Annotated in this window: 24 protein-coding genes; 10 read left to right on the top strand and 14 right to left on the bottom strand. The window is 70.7% G+C overall.

The features are described 5' to 3' along the window. Positions 1–4 precede the first annotated feature (4 nt). The 5 genes from GA0115234_RS08595 to GA0115234_RS08575 form a co-directional block, all read right to left on the bottom strand. A complete protein-coding gene (locus tag GA0115234_RS08595; protein ID WP_093540276.1) occupies positions 5–1,522 on the bottom strand; it encodes an ABC transporter substrate-binding protein in 1,518 nt (505 codons plus the stop codon). Between the two features lie 31 nt (positions 1,523–1,553). Then, positions 1,554–2,138, bottom strand: a complete 585-nt coding sequence (locus GA0115234_RS08590) for a GNAT family N-acetyltransferase (protein ID WP_093540275.1) — start codon at positions 2,136–2,138, stop codon at positions 1,554–1,556. Between the two features lie 112 nt (positions 2,139–2,250). Next, positions 2,251–2,754 (bottom strand): 2-C-methyl-D-erythritol 2,4-cyclodiphosphate synthase, encoded by a 504-nt coding sequence (gene ispF / locus GA0115234_RS08585; RefSeq protein WP_093540274.1) that lies wholly within the window; start codon positions 2,752–2,754, stop codon positions 2,251–2,253. After that, the gene (gene ispD / locus GA0115234_RS08580; protein WP_093540273.1) at positions 2,744–3,490 is read right to left on the bottom strand and encodes a 2-C-methyl-D-erythritol 4-phosphate cytidylyltransferase; all 747 of its coding nucleotides are present in this window, start codon (positions 3,488–3,490) and stop codon (positions 2,744–2,746) included. The genes ispF and ispD overlap by 11 nt, the downstream gene beginning before the upstream one ends. 369 nt (positions 3,491–3,859) lie before the next feature. Next, the gene (locus GA0115234_RS08575) at positions 3,860–4,342 is read right to left on the bottom strand and encodes a CarD family transcriptional regulator (protein WP_006380568.1); all 483 of its coding nucleotides are present in this window, start codon (positions 4,340–4,342) and stop codon (positions 3,860–3,862) included. A 633-nt stretch (positions 4,343–4,975) separates the two neighbouring features. Here GA0115234_RS08575 and GA0115234_RS08565 point away from each other — a divergent pair. Next, entirely contained in the window at positions 4,976–5,638 is a 663-nt protein-coding gene (locus tag GA0115234_RS08565; protein ID WP_093540272.1) for a copper chaperone PCu(A)C, read from the top strand. 138 nt (positions 5,639–5,776) lie between these two features. On the opposite strand, the gene GA0115234_RS08560 is transcribed toward GA0115234_RS08565, so the two are convergent. Together GA0115234_RS08560 and GA0115234_RS08555 are read right to left on the bottom strand one after the other, a co-directional pair. Continuing rightward, positions 5,777–6,457: a response regulator transcription factor gene (locus GA0115234_RS08560; protein WP_093540271.1), complete on the bottom strand. Its 681-nt coding sequence runs from the start codon at positions 6,455–6,457 to the stop codon at positions 5,777–5,779. Further along, positions 6,454–7,728 carry a sensor histidine kinase gene (locus tag GA0115234_RS08555; protein ID WP_093540270.1) on the bottom strand — a complete coding sequence of 425 codons (1,275 nt, stop codon included), beginning with the start codon at positions 7,726–7,728 and terminating at the stop codon, positions 6,454–6,456. The genes GA0115234_RS08560 and GA0115234_RS08555 overlap by 4 nt, the downstream gene beginning before the upstream one ends. Positions 7,729–7,926: 198 nt before the next feature. Here GA0115234_RS08555 and phoU point away from each other — a divergent pair, with 198 nt between their 5' ends. Both phoU and GA0115234_RS42250 read left to right on the top strand, forming a co-directional pair. Continuing rightward, a complete protein-coding gene (phoU, locus tag GA0115234_RS08550) occupies positions 7,927–8,604 on the top strand; it encodes a phosphate signaling complex protein PhoU (RefSeq protein ID WP_093540269.1) in 678 nt (225 codons plus the stop codon). Between the two features lie 224 nt (positions 8,605–8,828). Continuing rightward, positions 8,829–8,978: a hypothetical protein gene (locus GA0115234_RS42250; RefSeq protein WP_176729113.1), complete on the top strand. Its 150-nt coding sequence runs from the start codon at positions 8,829–8,831 to the stop codon at positions 8,976–8,978. Positions 8,979–9,096: 118 nt separating this feature from the next. Here GA0115234_RS42250 and GA0115234_RS08545 read toward each other — a convergent pair whose 3' ends face one another. Beyond that, on the bottom strand, positions 9,097–10,500 hold the full coding sequence (locus GA0115234_RS08545) for an MDR family MFS transporter (protein ID WP_093540268.1): 1,404 nt from the start codon (positions 10,498–10,500) through the stop codon (positions 9,097–9,099). Between the two features lie 241 nt (positions 10,501–10,741). On the opposite strand from GA0115234_RS08545, the gene GA0115234_RS08540 reads away from it, so the two are divergent. Beyond that, positions 10,742–11,500, top strand: a complete 759-nt coding sequence (locus GA0115234_RS08540; protein WP_093540267.1) for a phosphoglyceromutase — start codon at positions 10,742–10,744, stop codon at positions 11,498–11,500. 116 nt (positions 11,501–11,616) lie between these two features. Here the strand turns inward: GA0115234_RS08540 and GA0115234_RS08535 are convergent, their stop codons facing one another. Then, on the bottom strand, positions 11,617–12,294 hold the full coding sequence (locus GA0115234_RS08535) for a GAP family protein (RefSeq protein WP_093540266.1): 678 nt from the start codon (positions 12,292–12,294) through the stop codon (positions 11,617–11,619). A gap of 507 nt (positions 12,295–12,801) precedes the next feature. Here GA0115234_RS08535 and GA0115234_RS08530 point away from each other — a divergent pair. From GA0115234_RS08530 to GA0115234_RS08520, 3 genes are all read left to right on the top strand, one after another. Continuing rightward, a complete protein-coding gene (locus GA0115234_RS08530) occupies positions 12,802–13,392 on the top strand; it encodes a hypothetical protein (protein WP_237541153.1) in 591 nt (196 codons plus the stop codon). 115 nt (positions 13,393–13,507) lie between these two features. Then, positions 13,508–14,860 (top strand): Dyp-type peroxidase, encoded by a 1,353-nt coding sequence (locus GA0115234_RS08525; protein WP_093540264.1) that lies wholly within the window; start codon positions 13,508–13,510, stop codon positions 14,858–14,860. Between the two features lie 52 nt (positions 14,861–14,912). Then, complete coding sequence (locus GA0115234_RS08520; protein WP_093540263.1) at positions 14,913–16,043, top strand: catalase family protein; 1,131 nt, start codon at positions 14,913–14,915, stop codon at positions 16,041–16,043. 69 nt (positions 16,044–16,112) lie between these two features. Here GA0115234_RS08520 and GA0115234_RS08515 read toward each other — a convergent pair whose 3' ends face one another. Continuing rightward, entirely contained in the window at positions 16,113–16,475 is a 363-nt protein-coding gene (locus tag GA0115234_RS08515) for a hypothetical protein (RefSeq protein WP_093540262.1), read from the bottom strand. Then, a complete protein-coding gene (locus GA0115234_RS08510) occupies positions 16,472–17,128 on the bottom strand; it encodes an AAA family ATPase (protein ID WP_093540261.1) in 657 nt (218 codons plus the stop codon). The genes GA0115234_RS08515 and GA0115234_RS08510 overlap by 4 nt, the downstream gene beginning before the upstream one ends. 135 nt (positions 17,129–17,263) lie before the next feature. Between GA0115234_RS08510 and GA0115234_RS08505 the strand changes: the two genes are divergently transcribed. After that, positions 17,264–17,512 carry a hypothetical protein gene (locus GA0115234_RS08505; protein ID WP_093540260.1) on the top strand — a complete coding sequence of 83 codons (249 nt, stop codon included), beginning with the start codon at positions 17,264–17,266 and terminating at the stop codon, positions 17,510–17,512. Beyond that, entirely contained in the window at positions 17,509–17,751 is a 243-nt protein-coding gene (locus GA0115234_RS08500; RefSeq protein WP_093540259.1) for a hypothetical protein, read from the top strand. Before GA0115234_RS08505 ends, GA0115234_RS08500 begins: the two co-directional genes overlap by 4 nt. A 26-nt stretch (positions 17,752–17,777) precedes the next feature. On the opposite strand, the gene GA0115234_RS44285 is transcribed toward GA0115234_RS08500, so the two are convergent. Both GA0115234_RS44285 and GA0115234_RS08490 read right to left on the bottom strand, forming a co-directional pair. Then, positions 17,778–18,119, bottom strand: a complete 342-nt coding sequence (locus tag GA0115234_RS44285) for an SCO0607 family lipoprotein (RefSeq protein WP_093540258.1) — start codon at positions 18,117–18,119, stop codon at positions 17,778–17,780. 123 nt (positions 18,120–18,242) lie between these two features. After that, positions 18,243–19,034, bottom strand: a complete 792-nt coding sequence (locus tag GA0115234_RS08490; protein ID WP_093540257.1) for a hypothetical protein — start codon at positions 19,032–19,034, stop codon at positions 18,243–18,245. A gap of 185 nt (positions 19,035–19,219) precedes the next feature. Between GA0115234_RS08490 and GA0115234_RS08485 the strand changes: the two genes are divergently transcribed. After that, positions 19,220–20,233 carry a phosphotransferase family protein gene (locus GA0115234_RS08485; protein WP_093540471.1) on the top strand — a complete coding sequence of 338 codons (1,014 nt, stop codon included), beginning with the start codon at positions 19,220–19,222 and terminating at the stop codon, positions 20,231–20,233. A 25-nt stretch (positions 20,234–20,258) separates the two neighbouring features. Here the strand turns inward: GA0115234_RS08485 and GA0115234_RS08480 are convergent, their stop codons facing one another. Further along, entirely contained in the window at positions 20,259–21,980 is a 1,722-nt protein-coding gene (locus tag GA0115234_RS08480; RefSeq protein WP_237541152.1) for a glycosyl hydrolase family 28-related protein, read from the bottom strand. Between the last annotated feature and the right edge of the window lie 66 nt (positions 21,981–22,046).

The following is a 22,046-nucleotide window of genomic DNA, read 5'->3' as shown; positions in this document are numbered from 1 at the left end:
CCGGTCACCCGACGCGGGTGTCGGCGGTGATCAGGGTGCGTTCCATCGGGTCGAGCGAGACGCCGTGGACGCGGCTGTCGTCGTACCCCTGGACGAAGCGTTCGTGGAGCAGCGGTACGAGGGCGTCGGTGCCGAGGATGTCGGCCTCGGCGGCCATCTCGGCGCGGTGGCGGTCGTCGGTGGCGGCGAGTCCGGCGGCCTTGGCCACGGCGGCGTCGACGCGCTTGTCGCAGAGCTGGGAGATGTTGAAGCTGCCGTCGCAGGTGAAGTCGGACGCGAGGTAGGAGACCGGGTCGGCGGTGTCCAGGAGGGTGTTGCGGGCCTGGATGAACGCGTCGTACTTCCCGGCCAGCGCGTCGGCCTCCAGCTGGGCGTAGTCGCGGACGACCTGCTTGACGGTGAAGCCGCGCGCGGTGAGCTGCTGCTGGACGACGGTGGCGACCTCGGGCAGCTCGGGCCGGTTGGTGTACGTGGCGAGGACGATCTGCTCCGTCTTCGCCACCTCGGCCTTGCCTGCGGCCTCCGCCCGGTCCGTGGGGGCGGTGCGGCCGGCGGCGGCCCAGGGCACGCCGGGGCCGAGGAGGCCCTGCGCGGTGTCGGCGCGGCCTTCGTAGACGCCCTTGACCAGGGCCCCGGAGTCGATGGCCTCGCGGGCGGCGGCACGCATCGCGGGGTCGGCGAAGACCCCGTGGCGGGTGTTGAGGGAGAGGCCGTTGGTGCGGGCGGAGGGGAATGCGTGGACGAGCTTCTCGCCGAGGAGGGAGGCCTGCGAGATGGGTACGTACTCGGCGACGTCGACGGAGCCGGTGCGCAGCGCGTTGGCGCGTGCGGTGCCGTCGGCGACGAACTTCACGTCGACGCCGGGGGCCTTGGCCTTGGTCCCCCAGTAGGTGTCGTTGCGCTGGAGGGTCGCGCTGACGGCGCCGTTGACCTTGCTCAGGGTGAAGGGTCCGGTGGCGTGCCCGGCGGGGTTCACCCCGCCGCCCTTGTACGCGGCCTCGGACAGGATCGTGAGGGAGGGGTTGGCCAGGCGCTGGGGCAGCAGCGGGTCGGGGGCCGCGGTGGATATCCGTACGGTCCGCGCGTCCGGTGCCGTGGCGGTGAGGCGGGTGTCGCTGAGGACGCGCGGCTTGGGCGAGGCCGTCTCGGCGGCGCGCAGCGAGCGCACGGCGTCGGCGGAGGTGAGCTTCGTGCCGTCCTGGAAGGCGGCGTCGCGCAGGGTGAAGGTCCAGGTGCGGTCGTTGTCGCGCTTCCAGGAGGTGGCGAGCGCGGGCTCGGCGTCGCCGTTCCTGCCGAGGGTGGTGAGGCCCTCGATCACGGCGAGACGGCTGAGGGTGACCGCGTCGTCGCCGTAGGGGGACATGGCCTGGGCGGGCGGGAAGGCCATGACGACCCGGAGCCGTTGCCCGTCCGCGGAACCGTCGGTGCCGCTGGAGGAGCAGGCGGTGGCGAGCGGGACCAGGAGTGCGGTCGCGCAGAGCGCCAGGGGCAGCGCGGGGCGACGGCGTCGGGGTGTGGGCATGGCAGCGACCTTATATGAAAACGATTGTCATCTAATGGGCGGGGGTGGCGGGTGCCGGCATCGGCAGCGCGAAGTGGACGATGCCCTGGCCACCGCCCGCCAGCGTGCGCTCGTCGCACACCTCGTCGGCCAGCGACCGCCAGAACGGCTCGGCGCCCGGCACGGCCGGGTCGGTGTGCAGGTAGATCGCCTCGTACCCGCCGGCCGCCGTGACGAAGTCGCACAGCTCGCGCACCAGCCGTCGGGCCAGGCCGTTCCTGCGGTGCCCGGGGGCGACGTAGATCCGGCAGAGCTGGGCGGTGGTGCCGGACGGGAAGCGGTCCGCGACCCACTGCGGATTGGGCGGCGCCTGGGGCCCGCGGTCGCGCACCGCGCCGGTGGCGACGATCTCCCCGTCGCACTCGACGACCAGCAGGGTGCAGCGGTCCGGGCGCAGATAGGCGGCGTCGGGATCGATGATGTCGGCGTGCCAGCGCGGTACGTAACCGGACTTCAGGTCGCGGTAGACGGTGTCGAGCATCACGGCCCGCGCACCGCCGAGGTCGGCCGGGGTGGCGGTGCGCAGTACGTACTGGTCGGCTCCGGCCGACACCGCGGCCCGGGTCATCGTGCTCATCGGTGGGCCCACCGTCCTCGTACGACACATCGCTTGCCGCACCAGCGTACGTGCAAGCGATGTGCAACAAGGCCGTGGCCCCGGAGTACCGGCAGGTCAGGGCCTCGCCGGGTCAGCCGGTGCGGTAGACCAGCGCGGTCGCGATCCCGGCGATGCCCTCGCCGCGCCCGGTGAAGCCGAGCCCGTCGGAGGTGGCGGCGGAGAGCGAGACGGGCGCCCCCACGGCGGCCGACAGCACCTTCTGCGCCTCGTCGCGCCGCTTGCCGATCTTCGGCCGTACGCCGACGACCTGGACAGCGACGTTGCCGATTTCGAACCCCTCGGCCCGTACGATCCGCGCCGCCTCCGTGAGCAGGGTCACCCCGGCCGCGCCGGACCACTCGGGCCGCCCGGTGCCGAAGTGCTGCCCGAGGTCACCGAGCCCGGCGGCCGAGAAGAGCGCGTTGCACGCGGCGTGGGCGACGACATCGGCGTCCGAGTGCCCGGCCAGACCGGGCCCCTCGCCCTCCCACAGCAGCCCCGCGCACCACAGCTCGCGCCCCTCCTCGAAGGCGTGGATGTCGGTGCCGATCCCGACCTGCGGGATCACCGGTCCGGTCCGTTCCTCAGAAGCCATCGTTGGCCCTCCTGCGCGCGAGTACCGCCTCGGCCAGCACCAGATCCAGCGGCCGGGTCACCTTGAACGCCTCTTCGTGCCCGGGGACGACCACGACGGGCGCCCCGAGCTGCTCCACCATGCCCGCGTCGTCCGTCGCGCCCTCACCGTCCACGGCGACGGCGCCGTGCGCCCGTACGAGCGTGTCGCGGTCGAAGCCCTGCGGGGTCTGCACCGCACGCAGCCTGGCCCGCACGGGCGTCCCGAGCACCGGCTCCGGCTCCCCCGGCGCACCAGGCTCGACCTCCTTGACGGTGTCGGCCAGCGGCAGCGCGGGGACCACGGCGGGCGCCCCGTCCCGTACCGCCTCGATCACCGCGTCCACCGTGTCGACGGGCACCAGCGGGCGGGCCGCGTCGTGGACGAGGACGACGGAGACGTCCTCGGGCAGCGCGTCGAGACCGAGCCGCACCGACTCCTGGCGGGTGTCGCCGCCGGGCACGACGAGGTAGTCGGTGCGCTCGGGAAGGGCGTGCTCGTCGAGCAGGTTCTTGACCTCGGGGGCGCCGTCCGGCGGGGCGACGACGACCACCAGGGAGACGGCGCGGGACGCCGCCATGGCCCGGACCGCGTGGATGAGCATGGGCGTCCCGCCCAGCGCGCGGAGCGCCTTGGGGGCGCCCGGCCCGAGCCGTACACCGCGGCCGGCCGCGGGAATCACGGCGGCGGTGCGGTACGGGCGCGATTGATCAGACATCGATTGCACTCCGAAGCTTCGGCATGTTTGTTTCCACGGCCGACATGGGTATGGCCACAAGCGAGCCGGGCGCCACGCCCCGATTCGACCGGGCCCTTTCCGTGACACCCGGTCGACGTCGGACAAGCCGTACCGGCCGCTCGGGGTCGGCTGCACAAGATCGCGAGCAACGTATCGGGGGTATCACCGATGAAGCCAACGCATCGGTGCGTCGGGATGTAATCCGGACAGGCTGCGTAGAAATCAAGACAGGCCGCAGCCTGATACGGGCATGCCGCATGCAGACATGCCGCAGCGCCCGACGACATACCGTGAATACGGTTGTCAACGGGCACCGCGGCACATTGATTACGACCGGCGCGAACCGGTTCAGGACGCGAGAACCTCGTCGAGCAGAGCCTCGGCCTTGTCTTCGTTCGTGTTCTCCGCGAGAGCGAGCTCGCTCACCAGAATCTGGCGAGCCTTGGCGAGCATGCGCTTCTCACCTGCGGAGAGTCCACGCTCGCGCTCACGACGCCACAGGTCGCGAACCACTTCGGCGACCTTGATGACGTCGCCGGAGGCGAGCTTCTCCAGATTTGCCTTGTAGCGCCGGGACCAGTTCGTCGGCTCTTCGGCATACGGTGCGCGAAGCACCTCGAAGACCCGGTCCAGCCCCTCCTGCCCGACCACGTCGCGCACACCCACGAACTCCGCATTGTCCGCCGGCACACGAACCGTCAAGTCGCCCTGGGCGACCTTGAGCACCAAGTAGGTCTTGTCCACGCCTTTGATCTGGCGAGTTTCGATAGCCTCGATCAGCGCGGCCCCGTGATGGGGATAGACCACGGTGTCGCCAACCTTGAACGTCATGTGACAGGTACCCCTTCCGTGGCTATCAAGAGTAACACGAGAACTGCTTCTCCTGAATGGCGTTTTCGCAGGTCAGGGCATATCTCGGGGCTTGACAACAGCAACACGCACGTGCTGCGGAAGGCTCGTGGGGGACGGTATTCGCAGGTCGGAGCGGTTCTGCAGGTAGGGCGAAACACACACGTCACACACATCCGGACCACTCTCCGGAGGGGTCGAACGTCCCGTTTTGCCGGATTCCGGATGATGAACTTTCCGTACTCCGTTCGGAGATCGATCACTCGTACGGAGGTAAGTGCCGTCGATCAATGAAATTGATCAACAACTCGGCGCGATCGCTTATACGCAGGGAATGCGCCATGCCCCATGAATTGATCACCGGCGATATGTGAACGGCATGTGTCGACCCGTTTCGGCCCGCACCGACCCGCATGCCTTTGCCCGGCCGGAGGGCCGGCCCGATCCAAACGAGAGGCCCAAGGGGCGGGTCGGGTGCGGGGCGGACAGGGCGGCTCGGTAGCCTAAGGCCGCTGACACACCCTTAGGGCGGCTTTACGTCGCTCCCCTCGGGGCGGCTTTACGTCGCTCCTTCCCCCGTCCGCAGTCCGACACGTTCTAGGAGTTGCCGCCGCCGTGAGCCGCAGCCTTCGACACGGCGCCCTCGCCGCCACCGCCATCGTGTTCTCGATCGCCTCGCTCACCGCGTGCGGTGCGGGCAATGACGCAGCGACGCTCAAGGTCAGGCCGGACACCGCTGCCACCACCATCGGTGACATCAGCGTCCAGAACGCGAACGTCATCACCCAGCCCGAGCACTCCGCCGAGGGCCCGGCCGTCGTCTCCGCGACGCTGTTCAACAGCGGCACGAAGCCGCAGACCCTGGAAGCCGTCACGCTGCCGGGTTCGAGCGCCTCGGTGCAGCTGCACGCCGCCAAGGGCGCCGGAGCGGTCGTGGTCCCGGCCGGCGGCCGGGTGGTCCTCGGCGGCAAGGGCAACGCCTCCGCCGTGATCGAGAACAGCCGCGAGGCCGCCCGGGCGGGCAACGTACAGCCCGTCGTCTTCAAGTTCAGCTCGACCGGTGAGATCCCGCTCGGCGCCTTCGTCGTGCCGGCGACGAGCTACTTCACCGGCTTCGGCCCGAGCACGCTGCCGGTGGCGCCGAAGAAGTCGACCGGGGCGACGCCGAGCGAGTCGGCCTCCTCCACCACCGGGACGCAGGGCGGCACCCCCTCGGAGTCCGAGAGCGGCGACACCACCCCGAGCGACGCCGCGTCCGCCTCGACACAGGCCGACTGACGCGCTGACCGCTGACCGCTGACCGCAGGCAAACAGCAGGCAGCAGGCAGCAGGCAGCAGCACGCGAATACGCGAACGGCGGAGGGCGCCCCCCATTCGGGGGGGCGCCCTCCGCCGTTCGCGTACGTACCTGCCGGTTTACGGCTCGAACTTGTACCCCAGGCCCCGGACCGTCACCAGGAAGCGGGGAGCGCCCGGGTCGGGCTCGATCTTGGCGCGCAGCCGCTTGACGTGGACGTCGAGGGTCTTGGTGTCACCCACGTAGTCCGCGCCCCACACCCGGTCGATCAGCTGCATACGGGTCAGCACCCGGCCCGCGTTGCGCAACAGCATCTCCAGCAGGTCGAACTCCTTGAGCGGGAGGTCGACCTTGCCACCGGCGACGGTGACGACGTGACGGTCCACGTCCATCCGGACCGGGCCCGCCTCCAGGGCGGCCGGCGTGACCTCCTCCGGCTCGCCGCGGCGGCGCAGCACCGCGCGGATGCGGGCGACCAGCTCCCGCGAGGAGAACGGCTTGGTCACGTAGTCGTCGGCTCCTATTTCCAGGCCGACGACCTTGTCGATCTCGCTGTCCTTCGCCGTGACCATGATCACGGGGACATTGGACTTGCTGCGCAGCTGGCGGCAGACCTCCGTGCCGGGCAGGCCCGGCAGCATCAGGTCGAGCAGTACGAGGTCGGCGCCGTTGCGCTCGAACTCGTCAAGCCCGTCCGGGCCGGTGGCCGCGATGGCGACCTCGAAGCCCTCCTTGCGGAGCATGTAGGACAGGGCGTCGCTGAAGGATTCCTCATCCTCGACGACGAGCACTCGGGTCACGGAAGGACCTCCGGGGCAGGGAATGGTTCAAGGGTGTCGGGGTGAGCGGATCCATCGGGGCCCTCGTCGGCGTTGACGACGGGCGGTCCGCCCGAGCTGCGGTCGCGTTCCCGTACGGAGCCCGCTTCGGGCAGCCGCAGGGTGAAGGTGGAGCCCTGGCCCTCCGAGCTCCAGACGGTGACCTCCCCGCCGTGCGAGGCGGCCACGTGCTTGACGATGGCGAGGCCGAGGCCGGTGCCACCGGTGGCCCGTGAGCGGGCGGGGTCGACGCGGTAGAAGCGTTCGAAGACCCGCTCGCGGTCCTTCTCCGAGATGCCGATGCCCTGGTCGGTCACCGCTATCTCGATCTGGTCCCCGCCGGGCACGGACAGTCGCCTGGCGGCGATGCCCACTCGGGTGCGGGCGGGGCTGTAGTTGACGGCGTTCTCGACGAGATTGCCGAGCGCCGCGGCGAGCTGGCCGCGGTTGCCCCAGATGCGGAGCTCCGCGGTGCCGCCCGCGGCCATGGTGATCTGCTTCGAGCCGGCCTGCTGGCGGCAGCGGTCGATGGCCTCGGCCACCAGCTCGTCCACCCGGACCGGCTCGGCGTCCTCCAGCGGGTCGTCGTTCTGCACCCGCGAGAGGTCGATGATCTCCTGTACGAGGTTGGTCAGCCGGGTCGCCTCGATCTGCATCCGGCCCGCGAAGCGCTCCACCGCCTCGGGGTCGTCGGAGGCGTCCATCACCGCTTCGGAGAGCAGCGAGAGTGCGCCGACCGGGGTCTTGAGCTCATGGCTGACATTGGCGACGAAGTCACGCCGTACCGCTTCTATCCGGCGGGCCTCGGTGAGGTCCTCGACCAGCAGGAGCACCAGCCGGGAGCCGAGCGGGGCGACCCGGGCGGAGACCGCGAGGGCCTCGCCGCGGCCCGTACCGCGCCGGGGAAGGTCCAGTTCGACCTGGCGTATCTCGCCGTCCCGGCGGGTGTCCCTGGCCATGTTCAGCATCGCGTCGACGGCGAGCCGTCCGCCCCTGACCAGTCCCAGCGCATAGGCGGCGGAGCTGGCCTTGACCACGCTGTCGCTCTCGTCGAGCACGACCGCCGAGGAGCTGAGCACGGACAGGACCGTGTCCACCCCGGGCGGCAGGGGTGCGTTGCTGTCGGGCCGCATGGAGGTTCGCGTCGGCTTCTTCTGGTCGCGCTCGCTCCAGCGGAACGCAAGCATGGCGATCACGCCGGTACACGCACCGCCGATCGCCGCAGCTGCGGCGACTGCCGCGTTCACGTCCATACGTCAAGGTTATGCGGGTCCGGGAGGAGCCTCCCAGCCATCCGAGTGTCTATCCGAACACTCGTCGCCCAGAGTTCACCGAGGAGCAAGGGTTGGTTCACTTGGTCGGCCGGAAGCCGACGCGTACGCCGCTCAGGGTGGCAACGTGGGGTTCGAACCGTGCCCCGGCCTTACACAGAGGACTGGAGAGGGACTTCCATGCGTGACGCGTACCACGAGGAACTCGACTCGATCGGCGAAGGGCTGGTCGAGATGGCCCGTCTCGTCGGGTCGGCGATCGGCCGGGCGACGACGTCCATGCTCGACGCCGATCTCAAGCTCGCGGAGAGCGTGATCGCCGCGGACCAGAAGGTCGACGACCTTCAGCACGACCTGGAGGCGCGGGCCATCGCCCTGCTCGCGCGTCAGCAGCCCGTGGCGACGGATCTGCGCATAGTGGTCACCTCCCTGCGGATGAGCGCCGACCTGGAGCGCTCGGGCGACCTGGCCCAGCACGTCGCCAAGCTGACCCGGCTGCGGTTCCCGCAGTCGGCGGTGCCGCACGACCTGCACGCCACCATCCTGGAGATGGGGCAGCTGGCGCAGCGCCTGATGGCCAAGGCCGCCGAGGTGATCATCACCAAGGACGTCGACCTGGCGCTCCAGCTGGAGCAGGACGACGACGAGATGGACCTGCTGCACCGCACGCTGTTCCAGCACCTGATGGACGACCGCTGGAAGCACGGCATCGAGACCGCCGTCGACGTGACCCTGCTCGGCCGCTACTACGAGCGCTTCGCGGACCACGCGGTGTCGGTCGCCAAGCGCGTCGTCTACCTGGTGACGGGCGAGCACGCCGACGAGATCCAGCAGCAGGCGCCGGTGGAGGGCGCGTAGGCGTCCGCCGGTGGGGGGTACGCAGGCGTCCGCCGGTGGCGGGGGGGGTACGCAGGCGCACATGGGCGCATCGGGTCGCACACGTGTTTCTGCGCACATGCGCCGTTGATACGCCCGCCGGGGTGGGCATGCAATGGGGTGGGGCGGCACGCCTTGTCCGTACGCCCCGGTCGTACGCGCGTCACTGTGGCGTACGGCTCTGTCGTACGCCTTGAGGAGGAACCATGGCCGATTCCCCCACGACCGATCCCCGGCAGGAGGCACCCGCCGAGGTGGTGCACCTGACCCTGCTCGGCGCCTGCGGATGCGGCTCGGGCTGTGGCTGCGGCTGCCAGTCCGGGGCCCCGTGCCAGTGCGGTGGCTGCTGCGGCTGACCGGCAGCGCCGGAATGCTCGGTGCGCCCCGCGCGGAGACGAACCGCTCCGCGCGGGGCGCCGCCGTGGGCGGAGCGACTACGGGGCGGGCGGCGTGCGCCCGCGCGACCGGTGGCTCTCAGCCCGCCCGCTCGACGGCGGGCCCGGTGCCGGCGGCATCGGCCCCGGACGCGGGAGCGGGAACGACCTCGGGCACGGGCACGGGGACCGGAACGACCCCGGGAACGGGATCGGCATCGGACCCGGAAGCGGGCTCTCCCCCACCGCTCTCCGCCACCCGGCTGCCCTCGGACTCCGCCGTGCCGTCCGCCCCCGGGAGGTTGCGCATCAGCAGCCAGTACCCCAGCGCGGCCCCGGTCCCCAGGACGGCGCACGCGCCCCACAGCCACTGCGCCCCGAACCGGTCGATCACCAGGCCCGACATCAGCGGCGCGATCAGCGCGGCCGCGGACCAGGACATCGTGTACATGCCCTGGTAGCGGCCCCGGCCCCGGGCGGGCGACAGCCGGACGACCAGGCTGCTCTGGATCGGCGCGTTGACGATCTCGGCGACCGTCCAGACGCAGATGGTCAGCGCGTAGACCGCGACCGACCCGGCGAACGCGGTCAGCCCGAATCCGTACCCCGCCAGCAGCGACGACACGAGGAGCAGCCGGCGCGGGTCGCGGTGCTGGATGAAGCGGGTGACGGGGATCTGGAGCACGACGATCAGCACCCCGTTGACGGCGACCGCGGTGCCGAAGTCGGAGCTGGAGAACCCGTCCGCCCCCATGGCCACCGGCAGCCCCACGTACCCCTGCTGGAAGATCAGGGCGATGACGAAGGAGAGCCCGACGACGCTCATGAACCGCCCGTCGCGCAGCACGGTGGAGAGCCGGACCTCCCCGGCACCGTCGTCGACCGCGCGCCCGGACACCACCGGCTTCTCGGGCCGCGACTCGGGCACCTTCAGGAAGACGACGACGGCGCAGAACAGCGTCATCGCGGCCTCACCGAGGAACCCGGCGAGATAGCTGTACTCGGCGACGAACCCGGCACCGGCCGAGGAGACCGCGAAGCCGAGGTTGATGGCCCAGTAGTTGAGCGAGAAGGCCCGCACCCGGTCCTCGGGCCGGACGATGTCGGCCATCATCGCCTGCACGGCCGGCCGCGAGGCGTTGCTGGCCATGCCGACGACGAAGGCGACCGCCGCGATCGCCACCGGGTGGACCATGAATCCGAGCACGGCCACGGACACGGCCGTCGACGTCTGCGCGATGAGCATGGTGGGCCGGCGGCCGAGCCGGTCGGTCATCACCCCCGCGCCGAGCGAGGAGACGACCCCGCCGAGGCCGTGCAGCGCGGCGACCAGACCGGCGTACGAGGCGGAGTAGCCCCGGTCCAGGGTCAGGTAGAGCGCCATGAACGTGGCGACGAACCCGCCGAGGCGGTTGACCAGCGTGCTGGTCCACAGCCACCAGAACTCTCTGGGGAGACCGGACACGGATTCGCGTGCGGCCCGTCTGAGACCGGCGACAGACATACGGAATCCCCCCGGGGATGTATGGAGCGGACACCACCGGTAAGAGTCCCGATGACTGTCCGAACATTACGAATCCCGAATTCCGGTCCGCCAGTCAATTGACGCCTGCCGTCAATCGTCCCGCTCCGGCCGTCCGCGCGGCCTCCCGTCCCGCGCCTCCCCGTACCGCCTCCCCGCCCGCCGCTGTCCGCCCTGTGGCCGCCCGCGCGGGGCCCGTACGGGTTCGATTACGCTCGGACCCATGGCCGACGCACCGTACAAGCTGATCCTCCTCCGCCACGGCGAGAGCGAATGGAACGCGAAGAACCTGTTCACCGGCTGGGTGGACGTCAACCTCACGGAGAAGGGCGAGAAGGAGGCAGTCCGCGGCGGTGAGCTGCTCAAGGACGCCGGTCTGCTCCCCGATGTCCTGCACACCTCCCTCCAGAAGCGCGCCATCCGCACCGCGCAGCTCGCGCTGGAGTCCGCGGACCGCCACTGGATCCCGGTCCACCGCTCCTGGCGGCTGAACGAGCGCCACTACGGCGCCCTCCAGGGCAAGGACAAGGCACAGACGCTCGCCGAATTCGGCGAGGAACAGTTCATGCTCTGGCGCCGCTCCTACGACACCCCGCCGCCCGCCCTGGAGGACGGCACCGAGTTCTCGCAGAGCGACGACCCGCGCTACGCGACGATCCCGCCGGAGCTGCGCCCGCGCACCGAGTGCCTCAAGGACGTCGTCGTCCGCATGCTGCCGTACTGGTACGACAACATCGTCCCGGACCTCCTCGACGGCAGGACCGTCCTGGTCGCCGCCCACGGCAACAGCCTCCGGGCCCTGGTCAAGCACCTGGACGGCATCTCCGACGCCGACATCTCGGGCCTCAACATCCCGACCGGCATCCCGCTCGTCTACGAGCTGGACGCCGACTTCCGCCCCGTGAAGCCGGGCGGCACGTACCTCGACCCGGACGCGGCGAAGGCCGCCATCGAGGCCGTGAAGAACCAGGGCAAGAAGTAGAAGCAGCAGCCCAGAACGGTCAAGCCCCCTGCCCGCGGACTGCGGACAGGGGGCTTGTCATTGCGCCGAGTCCCTCTCCGGGCCGTCGGGTGCGGGCGGGGACGGCGTCAGTCCTGTCAGGAAGTGAGGATGGAGACGCCGTCTCCGAGCAGTTTCAACCCGAGAACGAAGAACAGGGCGGCCATCACGGCGACATTGTGCTGAGCGGCCCAGTCCTTCCAGTTGCCGAGAGTGGTCCTGGCCCGCTCTCCCCCGAGCAGGAAGACCCCGAGCGGGGCCAGCAGGCCGAGGGTGGCGATCAGGACGAAGATCGCCAGCAATGCGATCTGCTGCCCGCCCGGCAGCCCGGCCGAGCCGATCGCGGCGCCCGCGGCGATGGTCAGCGGGGCGTTCTTGGCGTTGAGCGCGGCCAGGGCCAGTCCGAGTGCGAAGACCTTGACCGGCGTGAGGCGGTCGATCGCGCCCATCCACTTCGGCAGCCGGGCCTGCGAGGGATCCTTGGGACGCCGATGCCATTGCCGAGCGCCGAAGAGGACGAGGAGCACGCCCAGAACGAGCTTGAGCACTCCCACCCAGGTGGCCGGGTGATTGTGGACGGAGGCACCCGCGGGGGGAGCGATCGCCAGCATCACCGCGCCCAGCGCCGAGAGTCCCAGGATCCAGCCGACGGTGAAGAGCACTCCGTTGCCACGCCCCCGGGGTGTGGCGAGTATGAGGATGATCGCGATGATCGGGAGCGGGCTGATCGCGACGGCTGCCGCGAAACCCAGCACATCGCCGAGGACTGCACCCATGGTTGCCTCCGTGCGGGAGTCAGGGTGGCGACGTGGGTTGGGGGTGGCGGCTCCCGGCAGGGCTCGGGGAAGGCGGGTGCCACGACCGCCTGGGCGGACCAATGGGCCGTTGCCTGTCGCGTGCTCGGCCGCGCCGCTGTGGCCGGAGCCGAGCGGACGTGCTGCCGAAGAGTGCTGTCGCCGACGTACTCGGACACCCCGGTTCCATCTTCCTGCGCCTGGCCCGATCTGTCCTCGGGAGCGGAGGCGGCTCTGTCCTCGGGAGCGGAGGCGGAAGCGGAGGCGGCACGGAACGCAGTCGGCTCCGGTGGGTGACCGGGAAGCGATCGGGCCGTGGCTCCGCGACGGCGGAGTTCCCCGTGAGCCCGCATCGGGCGGCCATCGCGCCCGGGCCCCGAGATGCGGGGGCAGCGCATACGTGGTGAGGATGGGTGTGTGAGGGCGATGGCGCCCCATGTCCGGGCGCTTGGCGACCCTCGCATCGATCCGTGGCAGGAGAATCTCACGATGACTGCGGCGACAGGTGCGGCCCGGACAGCTCACCCCGAACGGCCCGGCAGGTCGGACGGGGTCAGCAGCGAGTTCACCGTCTTCACCAGGATCAAGCCGGGCGAGGCCGACGCGCTGCGTGAGGATCTCGCCACGCTCTCCGACGCGGCGGACGACGAGAGGGTCCACGCAGCGGTGCGCCAGATCGGCACCCTGCACGACGCACGGCATGTGATCTTCGACAACGACACCCGGTTCATGTTCGCCAGCGTCTTCGACGGCTCCTGGGACACCTACATCGACGACTTCGCCAAGACGGTGGTAGGGGCCCGCTTCGACAAGGTCTTCTCGCACAGCGAAGGGTTCCCCGGCGTCACCGACCCGGGGGCGAAGGACTGGTTCGTCGCCCACCAGGCGCCGGCGGGGGTCTTCGTCAGCGCCTACCCCGACCTGACCGTTCAGCAGATCTACAAGGACCAGCGCGTGGACGACGCGTTCCAGGAGGTGCTGGACACCCCCGAGTTCCGGGCAGCCCTGGACAACCCGGCCAACTCCGGGCTGGTGGCCACCCCGGCCTTCCAGAAGCTGCTGGCGGAAGCCTCGGCCTAGAACCACGGCACAACCGACCCCCGGAGCCGACCCCACATCCGTGGACCGCGTCGGCGCGCGGACCAGTCTCCGCCGGGCCGTCCCGGCGGAGACCGATGTGGAGGCACGAGCAAGCATGAATGCGACGGCAAGCAGCGGGGCGGCCGGCGGATGCGTCGAGATCGACGACGTCCAGAGCGGGGCGCTGCGGCCACGGCCCGTTCCCTACGAGGGAAGGTTCATCTTCCTGCGCGTCGATGACCGGCACGCCGGGCGCGCCCTGCTGCGGCGGCTGCTCCCGGTGACCTCCGGTGGACTGCCCGGTGCGGATCGGAGCCAGGACGCCTGGGTGGCTGTGGCCATCACCTACCAGGGGCTGAAGGCCCTGGGGGTGCCCCAGGAGTCGCTGGACAGCTTTCCGCGGGCGTTCCGTGAGGGCATGGCCGCTCGGGCGGAACTGATCGGCGACGTGGGTGAGAGTGCACCGGACCGCTGGGAGGCACCGTTCGGAACGGGCGATGTCCACATCGCGTTGAGCGCCCTCTCGTCCGATACGGCCCTTCTGGACAAGGAACTGGAGCGGGCCCGCGTCGCCTATGAGGACACTCCCGGTGTCCAGGTCATCTGGCAGCAGGAGGTACGCCAGCTCCCGACCGGGCGCACCACCTTCGGCTTCCGTGACGGCATCAGCCATCCGAACATCGAGGGCGTCGGACTGCCCGGCTCCAACCCGAGGGAAACCCCCATCAAGGCGGGCGAGTTCATCCTCGGCTACCCCGACGAGACCGGCAGCCTGCCGCCCATGCCCAGCCCCGATGTGCTGGGGCGCAACGGGACCTACGTGGCCGTTCGCAAGGTCCACACCGATGTGGCGGCCTGGCGCCGGTATCTGCGCGCGAACAGCTCCGGCGCCGAGGAGGAGGCGCTCCTTGCGGCGAAGATGGTCGGGCGCTGGCCCAGCGGGGCACCGCTGACCCTCTCGCCGGAGCACGATGATCCGGAGCTGGCGGCCGATCCGCACCGCGTCAACGACTTCCTGTACCGGGAGAACGACGACCGCGGTTTCCGGTGCCCCGCCGGTGCCCACATCAGGCGCACCAACCCCCGCGACTCCGCCATCATCGGCGACGCCCGGATGCACCGCCTCATCCGTCGCGGCACCACCTACGGTCCGCCGCTGCCCGAGGGTGTTCTGGAGGACGACGGTGCCGAACGGGGCCTGGTCGGGGCCTTCATCGGGGCCCATCTGGAACGGCAGTTCGAGTTCATCAAGGCCGAGTGGATCAACGACGGCAACTTCATCGGCTACCCCGGCGAGAAGGACCCGGTGGCCGGTCATCACGGCGGAACCGGCAGCGTCACCATCCCCGAGAAGCCGGTCCGGCGTCGCCTGCGGAACCTGCCCGGCTTCGTGGTCACCCGGGGCGGCGAGTACTGCTTCCTGCCGGGTCTGCGCGCCCTGCGCTGGCTCGCCGAACTGGAGGACTGACGGCGCGGTTCCCCCGAGGTCCGATCACGCTCTCCGAGGAGAGGTCGAAGTCATGGCAGCACAGTTCGTCCGCTACACGCCGGATGTCGAAGACGATGACCCGCACTTCGACCAGAACCTGCGGACGGTGATCGAGAAGACCGAGAGCTACATCGCCGAGTCGGTCAGGGCCGGTGGCACCGGACGGGCCCTCCGGGACGCCCACGCCAAGGGCTACGGACTGGTCCGGGGGGAGGTGGAGATCCTGGACGGGCTGCCACCCGAGTACGCCCAGGGAATCTATGCGACTCCGGGAACCCACGATGCCCTGATCCGCTTCTCCAACGGCTCGCCCCACGCCGGAGCCGACGCGCGACTGGGCGCCGCCACCGGACTGGCGCTGAAGATCTTCGGCGTCCCCGGCCCGACCCTGCTGGAGGACGAACCGGACACAGGCACGTTCGACTACGCCAACATCAACGGACCGGTCTTCTTCTGCAACACGGTCGAGCACTATCTGTTCATCCAGGAATTGTTCCTGAACGCGCCGGCCTACTTCTCCCGAGGCCGACCCGGCGCACATCGCTTCTTCACCGATTTCGTGACCGGAAAGGGAACGCTGGACCAGGACGACTGGGCGTGGGACGAGTTCCTGGCCTTCCTTCGCCTGTCGAAGACTCCCCCGGCGAACCTGCTGCTGTCGAGCTACTGGACGATGGGCGCGGTCCGGCACGGGGACTACATCGCCAAGGTGCGCATCACCCCCGACCCGTCCTCCGCCGCCGCGGTGGTCCGGCGCGACATCGACCCCGCCTCCGCGCAGGAGGTCTTCCGGCCGGCCCTCCAGGCCGAACTGCGGGAACGGCCCTACGTCTTCGACATCCAGGTGCAGCTCTGCACCGACCTGGAGCGCATGCCGGTGGAGGACACCACCGTGGAGTGGCCCGAACAGCTCTCGCCGTCCGTCACCGTGGCCAAGCTGCGGCTGCCGCGGCAGGACATCTCCGGCCCGGAGAACCTGGAGAAGATGGACGCACTGTCCTTCACGCCCTGGCGGGTCACCGCCGAGCACGCGCCCCTGGGCAACATCATGCGGGCTCGCAAGGAGGTCTACCGGCGGTCCTCCATCGAGCGCCACGAGCTCAACCGGCAGCCGCGGGCGGAACCCCGCAGCGCCGACGAGGTGCTGGGCCCACCCCGATGACACCGACCGGCACCGGGGCGAGCGCCCACGCCGGTCGCAGCTGCCCCGGTGGGAAACCTGTATGCCCCCTCACCCGCCCGACAGGACGTACCCCTCCCCCTCGTCCCACGGGACATCGACATCGTCCAGGTGGACGTGCCACTGCGCTTCCCCGACTGCGCGGCGCAACTCGGTGACGGAGTCGAGGACATGGGCTATCACCGGTATCCACCGGTCCGGGTCGGTCGGCAGTTTCGTGGAGCCGGCGAGGATCTCGTCGTTCTCGTCCGCGCCCGTGCCCTCGCCCTCGTCACCGTCGTACAGGTACAGGCCCTCCTCGTCGGCGTACGGGAACGACCGGGCGCGCGTGGCGAGCAGGTGCTCGACGGCGGTCGACTCGGTGCCGGTCAGCGGCTGTGCACGGCGGGCGCTGTAGTAGAGAGAGACGCTCATGGGCCGAGCGTAGGACGGGGGTGTGACAACACACCGTCTCCGTCCTGCTTCCCCAACGCCTGTTCCAGGCGGACCGCCAGGCCGGTCCAGGGGCGGCACTCGACCACCGGCAGGCCGTGCCGGGCCGCCTGGCCTGCGAGCCAGTGCGAGTACGCGGCGCTGACCTGGGCCCGGTGGCGCTGCTCGCCGCTGTCGGGTTCCCGGGCCGCGTAGTTGGCGAGGATCTGTTCCGGGTCCGGTTCGTGCAGGAACACCGCGCGCACCCGGCGGCCCGTCGTCCGGCCCTCGCGAATCGCCTCCGCCGCGGCGGCAGGGGTGAGGTAGTCGCCCTCGATCACGGCGGGTACGTCGACGGTCAGGCGGTTGCGGACCACGCCCAGCACCGCGGGTTCCAGGGCTTCGGCGGTGGTGATCTGGAGGGCCAGCACCTGATCGACGGTGAGCCGTGCCGGGTCGGGGACGGTGTCGAAGTGGTGGAGCGCGGGGTGGTGTTCGGCCGTCGTCATGGACTCCACCGCGCTGACCACGTCGTCGAACTCGACCACGAATGCCCTCGACTCGTCCGCACCATCAGCCAGTTGGGCCGCCGCCCGGCTCTTGCCAATGCCCGAAGCCCCGCCGATCAGCAATATGTCCCATGTTGTCGCTGTCATGGGGCGAACGTATCGCGTGGGTTCCGTGTCCCTCCTCCGCACTGGCGCTACGGTGACCCGAGTACCGGCCCTCGCAAGGGCGGAGCCGACCGGACGGGCCGTGCGGGGAGAGCAAGGAGAGCGGGGAGAGCAACCATGGGCGAGCCCCTGAAAACCTTTGTCGGCGGTGCCGAGGTCGATGTGCCCAACAGCATTCCGGCCATCCGGGCCACACTGCCCGAGGAGAGACGCGCGGAGTTCGACCGCGCCATCAACGAGGCGGGGGTGCACGAGATCCAGGCCGTGATGCGGCACTGGATGCTGGAGGCCGTACCCGACCCGGAGGCCGAACGGATCCTGGACCGGCTGGCGCAGGACGAGGCCGAGAGGCGGAGCGTCGCTTGAGCTTCCGCATCTCCTACGCACCGCCCGCCGACGACTCCCTGGCCAAGATGCGCGACGGCGAGACCTTCCGCGCCGAGATGGCCCGCACCCTGGGTCTCGATCCGTACGGGCACGGCTCGTCGGCCGTCAAGAGCGAGCGCGACCGCCGCGAGGCGACGGTCGCCGGGGCGATCGTGCTCTATTACGTCTCCGGGTCCGTCCTGATCGTCACCGTGGTGCGGCTCGTCCCGCTGCCCTGAGCCCCGGGCCGGTACCGGCCCGACTCCTAGGAACCGGCCGGGACTTCGATGATCCGGCCGTCCTTGTCCACGCTGTGGGTCCGCCAGTACACGTCCCACTTGTCGTCCACATGCTCGGGGACCTTGCCCTTCGGGTACCGCACGTACCCCTTCGGCGGGTCCTCGTCGTCGGACACGCAGGCCGATCCGGTGCCCCCGATCGTCATGACCGGGTACTCGCCGCCGCCGCAGCTCGCGTCCTCCATCGAGCAGCCCGTGGCCAGCGCCGCGACGGTCGCGGCGGCCAGGGCGAGCCCGGCTGCGGAACGTCCCAGGCGGCGCCCGCTCCTCGCGGACGCCACCCGGCCGATTCGGCTGATCCCGTACATGTTGGCTCCTCACTGCTGACTGGTACTACCAGCCTGCCCGGAGCACGAAACGTCGATCATGAGTACGAGTACTCACCAGCGGGGCGTCAGGTACTCGTCCGCCCCGCCGCCGGCCCGAAGGCCTCAGGCCAGCTTCGCGGCCTGCGCCTCGACCACCGCGGTCGGCAGGTCGAAGTCCTTCACCTCACCGGCGAGCATGGCCATGTTCATCGAGGAGAACGACGCGAACGAGGCGCCCTGACGCAGGGCCACGAGCTTGAACACCACCTTCTCCCCGCCCTGTTCCAGCTGCACGGCCCAGGCAGCCGCCTCCTCGCCGCCCTTGACCTGCTCCTCGGTGATCTTGACGGCCTTCTGCTTCTCACCGGCCGCCGTGAACTCGAAGCCGCCGGCGCACTCGGTGGCCGCGGTGCGCAGCGAGGCGACCGACTCCTGGGCGCCCTTGCCGTCGTACGAGCCGAGGGCCAGCTGCGTCGTCGTGATGTCGAACGCCGCCTTGAACGCCTCCTCGGCGTCCCCGCTGTCCTGCTTCGCCAGGTCGCCCTTCTTCGGCTCGCTGACGACCGTGCGCTTGGTGAACGCGCCCGGCTCTCCGACCTGCGCGCCCATCAGCGCGTTCGCCAGCGGGGCGCAGACCTTCTTCTCGACCTTGATGTCGTCGACGGAGATCGTGTCCTTGGCCGCGGCCTTGGAGATCTTGTGCCCCTTGACGTCGCCCTGGGCCAGCGCGGCCTTCTCCAGCTCGGCGGCGCTCAGCGCCTTGGCCGCGGGGGCGGCGGCCGCGGACTCCTTGCCCTTGGCGTCCTTCCCCTTGTCCCCTGAGCCCGAGTCCGAACCGCCGCATGCGGTGGCGAACAGGGCCAGGGACACCGCGGTGGCGGCAACTGCGGTACGGCGTATGGCGGTGGAACGCATGGTCCGGTCCGTCTCTATGAGCTGGGTGTTCGGTTTTACTCACTCTATGAGCGGAGATTGGTTTGATGATCAATCAAGTCGGGCACGGGATGCGATCGTGACGGCGCTGTGATCATCCTGTGAAGGCGGTGCCCGTCGCCGGGGCCGCCCACGCCGCGCACCGGTACACGGGCAGAATCACTGCCATGCAGGCAGACGGAACAACCTCGGCCGTTCTCCGCTCCGTTGGGCTGGCGGAGGACCGGATAGCTGGATGCGTGCCGCTCACCGGGGGCACCTTCAACACGGTCACCCGGGTGACCCCCACCGACGGCGGCGGCGACTGGGTGGTGAAGACACCGCCGCCCGCGACCCCCGGGACCCTGATGGGCTACGAACAGGATCTGCTGGTCAACGAGGTCACGTTCTACACCGCCGCGGACGGTTCGGCACCGGTCCCCCGCGTCCTGCACAGCGAGCTCGACCCGGCCGCGCCGACCGGTCCGTACCTGGTGATGTCGGCCTGTCCGGGACGGTCGTGGAGCGAGTTCGCTCCCGGCTCCCTGTCCGCGGCCGAGGAGCGCGGGCTGAGGAAGGACCTGGGGCGGATCGTCGCCCGGCTGCACGCCGTCACGAACCCCGCCGGATTCGGCTACCCCTCCCTGTCCGTGGGCCGGTTGGACCCGTCCTGGCGGCAGGCGTTCACCGCGATGACCGACGCCGTCCTCGCCGACGCGGACGCCTACCGGGCCCGGCTGCCACGCTCGGCGGCCGCCGTCCGCGACCTGCTCGCCGCCGCGTCGCCCGTGCTCGACGACGTCGCGCGTCCCGCCCTGGTCCACTTCGACCTGTGGCAGGGCAACCTCCTCGTCGACGGCGGGCCCGGTGCGCGGACCATCGGCGGGATCGTCGACGGCGAGCGGATGTTCTGGGGCGACCCGGTCGCCGACTTCGTGTCGCTCGCGCTGTTCGGGAACGTGGCGGAGGACGCGGACTTCCTCGCCGGGTACGCGGAGGGCAGCGGGCGGCCGGTGGTGTTCGACGCGTCCGTGCGGCTGCGGCTCGCGCTCTACCGCTGCTACCTCTACCTGATCATGCTGGTGGAGACCGTCCCGCGCGGCGCGTCCCGGGAGGACCGGGAGTGGGCGTGGACGCATGTCGCCCCGCAGCTCGAATCGGCCCTGGCGGACGTGGAGTCGGCGCTGCGCACCGGGGAGTGAGCGCAGCGCCCGCCGCCCCTCGCCCTCAGCCGGTCAGGGCCCGCTGGGCCTCGTACAGATTGGGCGGCCACACCGCTTCGGGTGTGCCGTACGCCTCCAGCCGGGTGTGCAGATCGCCAGTGAAGTCGGGGACGTCGATCTGGTCGAACTCCGTCACCTCGCTGATGCCGACCGTCGCGCTGTACGGGGCGAGTCCGTCGATCCGCATCAGCCCGGCCCGGCCGTTGGTGACCCGGATGTTCCAGTGCGTGAAGCGGGCGCCGAAGAGCGGCCCCGCGCTCGCGTCGCCGCCGTGCCGCCCGTTGTTCTCGACCGTGATGTCGGTGCGGACGTTGGCGAACGGCATCCCCCGGTGCGAGTCGAACGTCCCCATCTCCATCACCCCGCGCGACCAGACATTGCCGCTGGACAGGCCCTCGACGTTGATGCCGTGCAGCTGCGTCCCGGCGGGCGCGGGTACGGTGCGCCGCTCGATGGTGAAGTCCTCGATCAGGTTGTCGTGCGAGCCCTCGCGGCAGTAGTACGGGTGGTGGGAGCCCCGCCCCGCGACCTTCGTACGGCGCAGGGTGCAGGCGGAGGCGGCGACCAGGCCGAAGCCGTTGTCGACGTGGCGGACGGTGATGTCGTCGGCCCAGCAGTCGTACGCGCACTGGAACGCGACCCCGTTGTACCCCCGGTCGAGGAGATGCGGCGACTGCGGGGTCTCGACCGCTTCGAGCGTGAGTCCCTCGACGCCGGAGCCGGTGAGCGGGGTGACGAGGGTGGTCAGCCGCGGATCCCACTCGGGGCGGACGTCGAGCGGGAGCGGGCGCTCCAGCGTGACCCGGTGGCCGTGTACGGAGATGACGCGGACCGGCCACTCGTAGGGGACGTACGAGGTCAGCTTGGTCTTGTCGTCCCAGGAGTACGCCTCGGGGCCGGGGCCGCCGCCCGCCATGTGCTCCAGGAGCGTGTGGCCGGCGTCGTCGGCGAGGCGGAGCAGGACGAGTCCGCCGCGCCGCAGCCCCGTGGTGTCCCGGACGGTGATCGAGCGGTCGCCCCGGCGGGCGGGGGCGACGGTGGTCAGCGTCCGCCACTCGTCGCGGTGGTTGCCGGTCCAGCCCTCGAAGGGCCAGGACTTCGCCCGGATCGCGTCGGTGAGCGAGGCCCAACGGTCCTTCGGGCAGAGCCAGATGAGGCCGCCCGCCCAGGACCAGCTGGACTTGTCGCCGCCGTACCGGCTGCCGTACGCCCCGATCAGCTCGGTGAGGTTCCTGGTCGCGTACAGCCTGGTACGCCCGCTGCCCGCGCCGCGTACGACGACGTCGCTGTGGCCGATCCGGACGAGGTCGTCGATGCGGTACGTGCCTTCGGGGACGAGCACCGTGCCGCCGCCGCGCTCCCCGGCGTCGGCGATGGCCCGGTTGATCGCGGGGGCGGCGTCGGCGGAGCCGTCGGGCTTCGCGCCGTAGCGCCGGACGTCGGCGACGAAGCCGCGGCCGGTGCGGCGGGGCGGGCGGGAGCCGGTGCGGTAACCGGCCCGGCCGATGAACGGGATCTGCGGGTGGGTGAACGGGGCGGCGGCGAACTCCCGCCAGAGCGGGGTGGCCGCGCGCGGGCCCCCGGCCGCGGTCCCCCGGCCCGCGGCGGCCGCCGTGGTGCCGGTGGTGCCGGCCGCCGTCGCGGCGAGGGCCACGGCACCGGCCAGCAACCCGCGCCTGCTGATGTTTCCCTTGATCGCCATGAAACCGAGCCGCCTTTCATCCATGTGAACGACGTTCATATCCGGGTCGGCGGTGAGCATGCCACGGCTCCCCGGCACGACGAAAGGGGC

Source organism: Streptomyces sp. DvalAA-43 (genome assembly GCF_900091725.1).
Taxonomy (GTDB): domain Bacteria; phylum Actinomycetota; class Actinomycetes; order Streptomycetales; family Streptomycetaceae; genus Streptomyces; species Streptomyces pulveraceus.
Note: the sequence above shows the minus strand (reverse complement) of the source record. Positions and strands in the feature narration are given on the sequence as shown.

Coding starts and splice junctions, on each gene's coding strand:
- GA0115234_RS08545 (WP_093540268.1), bottom strand. CDS start 10,500: ATGTCTGTCGCCGGTCTCAGACGGGCCGCACGCGAATCCGTGTCCGGT.
- GA0115234_RS08530 (WP_237541153.1), top strand. CDS start 12,802: ATGACTGCGGCGACAGGTGCGGCCCGGACAGCTCACCCCGAACGGCCC.
- GA0115234_RS08590 (WP_093540275.1), bottom strand. CDS start 2,138: ATGAGCACGATGACCCGGGCCGCGGTGTCGGCCGGAGCCGACCAGTAC.
- GA0115234_RS44285 (WP_093540258.1), bottom strand. CDS start 18,119: ATGTACGGGATCAGCCGAATCGGCCGGGTGGCGTCCGCGAGGAGCGGG.
- GA0115234_RS08555 (WP_093540270.1), bottom strand. CDS start 7,728: ATGGACGTGAACGCGGCAGTCGCCGCAGCTGCGGCGATCGGCGGTGCG.
- GA0115234_RS42250 (WP_176729113.1), top strand. CDS start 8,829: ATGGCCGATTCCCCCACGACCGATCCCCGGCAGGAGGCACCCGCCGAG.
- phoU (WP_093540269.1), top strand. CDS start 7,927: ATGCGTGACGCGTACCACGAGGAACTCGACTCGATCGGCGAAGGGCTG.
- GA0115234_RS08575 (WP_006380568.1), bottom strand. CDS start 4,342: ATGACGTTCAAGGTTGGCGACACCGTGGTCTATCCCCATCACGGGGCC.
- ispF (WP_093540274.1), bottom strand. CDS start 2,754: ATGGCTTCTGAGGAACGGACCGGACCGGTGATCCCGCAGGTCGGGATC.
- GA0115234_RS08485 (WP_093540471.1), top strand. CDS start 19,220: ATGCAGGCAGACGGAACAACCTCGGCCGTTCTCCGCTCCGTTGGGCTG.
- GA0115234_RS08520 (WP_093540263.1), top strand. CDS start 14,913: ATGGCAGCACAGTTCGTCCGCTACACGCCGGATGTCGAAGACGATGAC.
- GA0115234_RS08505 (WP_093540260.1), top strand. CDS start 17,264: ATGGGCGAGCCCCTGAAAACCTTTGTCGGCGGTGCCGAGGTCGATGTG.
- GA0115234_RS08490 (WP_093540257.1), bottom strand. CDS start 19,034: ATGCGTTCCACCGCCATACGCCGTACCGCAGTTGCCGCCACCGCGGTG.
- GA0115234_RS08525 (WP_093540264.1), top strand. CDS start 13,508: ATGAATGCGACGGCAAGCAGCGGGGCGGCCGGCGGATGCGTCGAGATC.
- ispD (WP_093540273.1), bottom strand. CDS start 3,490: ATGTCTGATCAATCGCGCCCGTACCGCACCGCCGCCGTGATTCCCGCG.
- GA0115234_RS08595 (WP_093540276.1), bottom strand. CDS start 1,522: ATGCCCACACCCCGACGCCGTCGCCCCGCGCTGCCCCTGGCGCTCTGC.
- GA0115234_RS08480 (WP_237541152.1), bottom strand. CDS start 21,980: ATGGATGAAAGGCGGCTCGGTTTCATGGCGATCAAGGGAAACATCAGC.
- GA0115234_RS08535 (WP_093540266.1), bottom strand. CDS start 12,294: ATGGGTGCAGTCCTCGGCGATGTGCTGGGTTTCGCGGCAGCCGTCGCG.
- GA0115234_RS08510 (WP_093540261.1), bottom strand. CDS start 17,128: ATGACAGCGACAACATGGGACATATTGCTGATCGGCGGGGCTTCGGGC.
- GA0115234_RS08515 (WP_093540262.1), bottom strand. CDS start 16,475: ATGAGCGTCTCTCTCTACTACAGCGCCCGCCGTGCACAGCCGCTGACC.
- GA0115234_RS08540 (WP_093540267.1), top strand. CDS start 10,742: ATGGCCGACGCACCGTACAAGCTGATCCTCCTCCGCCACGGCGAGAGC.